The organism is Maribacter sp., assembly GCF_016744255.1.
In the GTDB taxonomy this organism is placed as follows: Bacteria; Bacteroidota; Bacteroidia; order Flavobacteriales; family Flavobacteriaceae; genus Maribacter_B.
Genome location: NZ_JADGES010000152.1, coordinates 1 through 5,689, shown reverse-complemented (window position 1 = coordinate 5,689; position 5,689 = coordinate 1). Strand labels below are relative to the sequence as shown.

5 protein-coding genes are annotated in these 5,689 nt (G+C 31.6%); 3 read left to right on the top strand and 2 right to left on the bottom strand.

The window, feature by feature from the left end:
- Both QZZ51_RS16090 and uvrB read left to right on the top strand, forming a co-directional pair.
- On the top strand, window positions 1–1,788 hold a 1,788-nt coding region (locus tag QZZ51_RS16090; protein WP_291871536.1), incomplete at its 5' end, for a T9SS type B sorting domain-containing protein.
- 45 nt (window positions 1,789–1,833) lie between these two features.
- Window positions 1,834–3,822, top strand: coding sequence for an excinuclease ABC subunit UvrB (gene uvrB / locus QZZ51_RS16085; protein ID WP_291871534.1), 1,989 nt, complete (start codon window positions 1,834–1,836; stop codon window positions 3,820–3,822).
- 282 nt (window positions 3,823–4,104) lie between these two features.
- Here the strand turns inward: uvrB and QZZ51_RS16080 are convergent, their stop codons facing one another.
- A complete protein-coding gene (locus tag QZZ51_RS16080) occupies window positions 4,105–4,542 on the bottom strand; it encodes an Hsp20/alpha crystallin family protein (protein ID WP_291871532.1) in 438 nt (145 codons plus the stop codon).
- 222 nt (window positions 4,543–4,764) lie between these two features.
- On the opposite strand from QZZ51_RS16080, the gene QZZ51_RS16075 reads away from it, so the two are divergent.
- Window positions 4,765–5,148: a DUF1456 family protein gene (locus tag QZZ51_RS16075; protein WP_291871530.1), complete on the top strand. Its 384-nt coding sequence runs from the start codon at window positions 4,765–4,767 to the stop codon at window positions 5,146–5,148.
- A gap of 37 nt (window positions 5,149–5,185) precedes the next feature.
- Here QZZ51_RS16075 and QZZ51_RS16070 read toward each other — a convergent pair whose 3' ends face one another.
- A complete protein-coding gene (locus QZZ51_RS16070) occupies window positions 5,186–5,521 on the bottom strand; it encodes a hypothetical protein (RefSeq protein WP_291871528.1) in 336 nt (111 codons plus the stop codon).
- Between the last annotated feature and the right edge of the window lie 168 nt (window positions 5,522–5,689).

Sequence of the window (5,689 nt, the reverse complement as noted above, 5' to 3'; positions counted from 1 at the left end):
ACATCCACAGAAAACATAATCTACAAATCAAATAACTATAGAGGGGCATTACAATTAGGCCTTAATGGTAAAATATATAGAACAATATCTACAAGCTATTTTCAAGGTACATCTTTTTTGGGTGTTATTAATGAACCTAATAAAAAAGGAAACCTTGTAAATTACCAACATAACGCCATACCCTTAAACGGTAAAAATGGCTCGCAAGGATTACCTCCTTTTATTCAATCCTTTTTTAGTACGATAGATATAATTATAAATAGTGATGGAGAAACAAGTGGTAGTTTATCTATTTGCGAAGGAGAACCTTTTGAATTTTCTGCTGAAAATATTCCAGGAGCAGCCTATTCGTGGACAAAAGACGGAATACCTTTTAGCAATCCAGACAGGCATACCTATACTGTAGATACTTCTGAAAAAATTGATGAAGGTCGTTATCGTGTAGAAATTACTTTGGCAGATTCTAGAAAATGCCAAATAATTGGGGAAGCTCTACTATCCATAAATTCACTACCAGATGCTGTAGATTTAGAAATAACACAATGCGACATTGACACCACAAACACTCAAGACGGAATAACTTTTTTAAACCTTAACCAAATATCAAAACAACCCAAATTTACGTATACCTTTTACGAAACACTACAAGATAGCTATGACGATATACCTATTCAAAATCCGGAAAAATTTTTAAATACAACACCCTATAATCAAACTATATTTTACAAAATAACAAATGCATCCAATTGTAGTGAAACAGGCGAAGTTCAATTAATTATAAGGAATGTTGATTTAACCAATACCCCTTATACATTTTATCAATGTGATATGGATGCTCATAATGACATCCTAGAAGCTTCTTTTGATTTAAATGCTATAAAAATGAATGATTTTTCTAATCAAGAGATTACATTTTATAAAAATATAGAAGATGTAAGCTTAGAAAAAAACCCAATACAAGGCAACTTTATAACCTCCCCAATTATTATTTACGGCAGAATTGAAAACTTAAATCAATGTGAAAATATAATTCAAATAGAATTAAATATAAACCCTTCACCAATTTTTTCCTTAGACGAATCTTATTTAATTTGTTTGAACAATCCTATTTTACGTATAGAAGGCCCAACAGAGTTTGACTCTTATAAATGGGTAATGAAAGACAATAACACGGAGAGAGTGGTCAGTTCTGTAAAAAACATTAGCATTACCGAAACAGGAAGCTATTTTCTCGAAGTGGGTTACCTATATACCCAAAACAACCAAACTACAATCTGCACAAACAAGGTAGATTTTGAAGTTATCCCCTCTAACATTGCTAAAATAGAGAACATAAACATTAAAGATATTTCAGAGAACAATACAGTTCAAATTGAAACTTCTGGTGAAGGGGATTATGAATATTCTTTAGATGGCAACACCTATCAAAACAGTAACAGTTTTGATAATGTTCCTGTTGGTTTGCTTACAGCCTACATACGTGATAAAAATAAATGTGGAATTACAAAACAACCTATATCCGTAATTGGTTATCAAAAATTCTTTACTCCAAATGGAGATAATAAGAATGATACATGGCAAATCATTGGAATTAACCAAAATTTTAATACACAAACAACCGTATTTATTTATGATAGGTACGGTAAATTTATTACACTCCTAAATGCCAATAACCCTAGCTGGGATGGCACCTATAAAGGTCAGGGTTTACCTTCTTCTGATTTTTGGTTTAAAACCCATTTAGAAGATGGTCGTGAATTTAACGGGCATTTTACACTTAAAAGATAAACCCGAAATCTCTAAGTATTTCTCCTGGTTTTGTACATTTAACAAATGAAATTTAAGGTAGTATCAGATTTTAAACCTACAGGAGACCAACCAACTGCTATTAAGCAATTAGTGGAGGGTATTAACAAGAAAGAAAAATACCAAACATTATTAGGAGTTACTGGGTCTGGCAAAACTTTTACCGTAGCAAATGTTATAGAAACGGTACAAAAACCAACCTTAATTTTAGCCCACAACAAAACCCTAGCCGCTCAGTTATATTCAGAATTTAAGCAATTTTTTCCAGAAAATGCTGTCGAGTATTTTGTGTCTTATTACGATTATTACCAACCAGAAGCATATATACCTACTAGTGGAACGTATATAGAAAAAGACCTTTCTATTAATGAAGATATAGAAAAACTTAGATTAAGCACCACCTCTTCTTTGTTGTCTGGTAGAAGAGATGTCATAGTTATTGCATCTGTTTCTTGCCTTTATGGTATAGGTAACCCTGTAGAGTTTCAAAAAAACGTAGTATCTATAAAAAAAGACCAAGTTATTGCAAGAACTAAGTTTATGCACCAATTGGTTCAAAGTTTATATTCCCGTACTACTGCAGACTTCAAGAATGGTAATTTCAGGGTAAAAGGAGACGTTATAGACGTTTTCCCTAGTTATGCCGACCATGCGTATAGAATTCATTTTTTCGGAGACGAGGTGGAAGAAATAGAAGCTTTTGACCCTTTTAACAATACTGTAATAGAAATATACGAGAATCTTACTATTTACCCTGCAAACATGTTTGTTACCTCCCAAGATGTACTGCAAAATGCCATTCATCAGATTCAGGAAGATATGGTAAAACAAGTAGCCTATTTTAAAGAAATAGGAAAGCACTTGGAAGCAAAACGACTAGAAGAGCGCACTAGTTTTGATTTAGAAATGATACGGGAATTAGGTTATTGTTCTGGAATAGAAAACTATTCTAGATATTTAGACGGACGAGAAGCCGGCACAAGACCTTTCTGTTTAATAGATTACTTTCCTGATGATTTTTTAATGGTTGTAGATGAGAGTCATGTTACCATTCCGCAAGTACATGCCATGTATGGCGGTGATCGCTCTAGAAAAGAAAATTTGGTAGAATACGGTTTTAGATTACCTGCTGCTATGGATAATCGTCCATTAAAATTTGAAGAATTTGAAATATTACAAAACCAAGTTCTATACGTAAGTGCCACCCCTGCAGATTATGAATTAGAGTTAAGTGAGGGTGTAGTTGTAGAACAGGTAATTAGACCTACAGGATTACTAGATCCTATTATTGAAATAAGACCTAGTGAAAACCAAATTGATGATTTAATTGAAGAGATTCAAATTAGAGTAGAAAAAGATGAACGCACATTAGTTACTACGCTAACCAAAAGAATGGCAGAGGAATTAGCAAAATACCTTACTAGAATAAATGTTAGGTGTAGATATATTCATAGTGATGTGGACACTCTCGAAAGAGTAGAAATTATGCAAGACCTTCGTAAAGGTATTTTTGATGTCCTGATTGGAGTGAATCTTTTACGGGAAGGATTAGATCTACCGGAGGTATCTTTAGTGGCAATTTTAGACGCAGATAAAGAAGGATTTTTACGTAGTCATAGATCCCTTACACAGACCATAGGAAGAGCGGCAAGAAACTTAAATGGACTAGCAATAATGTATGCCGATAAGATTACAAAGAGTATGCAAAAAACGATGGACGAAACAAATTACCGAAGAGAAAAACAGATAGCATATAACGTAAAAAATAATGTAACACCTACTGCTTTAAACAAAAGTTTAGATAGCGCATTAGCAAAAAATTCTGTCTCCACATATCACTTCCTAAAAGAAGAATTACGTGCTGCTGAACCAGACATGGATTACCTGACAAAAGAACAAATTGAAAAGCTCATAAAAGACAAAAGAAAGGAAATGGAGAAAGCTGCAAAAGATTTAGATTTTATGCAAGCTGCCAAGTTAAGAGACGAAATAAAATTGCTTCAAAATCAAAAATAATAGTATATTTAGGAAGAATAAAAATGCTTACTCCTCCAAAACACACTAACCTAAATAAAAACAATATATAAACACACCCTAAATACTGATTTTAAATATATTACAAAAATATTTAGTTGAGACTAAAAAATATAAATTTACTTTTGTAACCGTAAAAAAGCTTTTTTAGCAAACAAAAAAAGGTCGCTTCATAAATATAAAGCGACCCCTAACTAACCAATCAATCAATCAAAATTTACAAAATCTAAAAAATATTCAGATGATGTAAAATTAAAAACTATTCTACATTAAATTTATCTCTCGTTTCGCCTTAGGCAAAGTCTCTATTTTTTTAGGTAAAACAAAACTTAAAATACCATTTTTATAACTCGCCTCTATCCCTTCTTCTTCCACATTTTCTGGCAAATTAAATCCTCTTTCAAAAGAATATTTTTCAAATTCTTTTCTAGTAAAATTTCGTCTCTCCTCTATTTTTTCATCTTTGATTTCCTCTTCTTTTTTTACAGAAATTGTTAAAACATTCTTATCAATTTCTATTTTAAAATTCTCTTTTTTATAGCCTGGAACCGCCAATTCAATTTCAAAATATTTTTCATTTTCAATGATATTTACAGGCGGTATTTTAGCCCCCAAATTATCCATTCCACCAAACCAATCTGGCTTAAAAATCTCATTCAACAAAGAAGGAAAAAACACTTCATTTCTTTTAACTATACTCATAATTATATTTTCTTAAAATTATACTTTGTTCAATATAGAAGATATAGTCAAAAGGTATACCGTTTTCAAAATAGCGACATTTTGTCTTGTTTTAAATGATGTTTACTGACGTTTTGTCACTTATATTTAATTATTGATTTTACCTCTCTATTAAATAATAAACCAAGCACAACACTCTATTAGACATTTTATAATACCTTGCATTAAATTTGAAATAGCAACATGACGAATAATGATATTTTTAAGAAGCTTAGAGTAGCTCTAATGCTTCGCGATGATAATATTGTAGATATATTAAAACTCGTAGACTTTAACATCTCTAAAAGCGAATTAGGCGCATTTTTTAGAAATGAAGATCACCCTAAATACATGGAATGTGGAGACCAAGTATTACGTAACTTTTTAAATGGCCTAGTTATTCACTTAAGAGGTACTAAAGAAAATCCTACAACTCCTGCAGAAGCACTAGTTAGCAGCTTTAAGCCAAATACTCCCAAACCTGCTCCTAGCCCAAGAGTTAAAAGACCCGATTTTAAAACCCAGCAACTAAAAAACATAAATAACGACTTAAGTTCTACTAAGTATAAAAACAAAAAAAAGTCCTGATTATATCAGGACTTTTTTTTGTTACAAAAGACTTCTTTTACCTCTTGATACGTACCGGCATAGTGTACAACCTACCTTCAACATAATTAGACATATCTACTTTTTCATAATTTAAGCGACTTTTAACAAACTCTTCTACAGTACCATTATCCGTATCTACAGACAATACCACAATCTCACGATCTTTGTTAATCGTAAAACGAACTTGGGCTTCTACATTAACCTCATACTCCGTTAAATCATTACTTGATAATAATTTTGAAATCTGAGCCGTTAAGGTTTTTGTTGGATTTAATCCATCTAAATTGTTTGCTAAAATACTCCCTGTTGAAAGTAACATTGCAGCTACTAATACTAAGCTAATTTTTTTCATGACTTGTTGTTTTAATTAAATGATTGATGATTGATGTTATGATTAAAAGACGACCGAAAGAGATAGATTGTTACAAGAAAAATGTTTTTTAACAAATATTTAATCTTTCGGAACTTTCATTTAAAACAAAAAAAATGCACCAAACAACTAACAAACAAACAGTTACAC

Excerpts from the sequence above, each read along its gene's own strand:
- QZZ51_RS16080 (WP_291871532.1), bottom strand. The coding sequence starts at position 4,542 with ATGAGTATAGTTAAAAGAAATGAAGTGTTTTTTCCTTCTTTGTTGAAT.
- QZZ51_RS16075 (WP_291871530.1), top strand. The coding sequence starts at position 4,765 with ATGACGAATAATGATATTTTTAAGAAGCTTAGAGTAGCTCTAATGCTT.
- QZZ51_RS16070 (WP_291871528.1), bottom strand. The coding sequence starts at position 5,521 with ATGAAAAAAATTAGCTTAGTATTAGTAGCTGCAATGTTACTTTCAACA.
- uvrB (WP_291871534.1), top strand. The coding sequence starts at position 1,834 with ATGAAATTTAAGGTAGTATCAGATTTTAAACCTACAGGAGACCAACCA.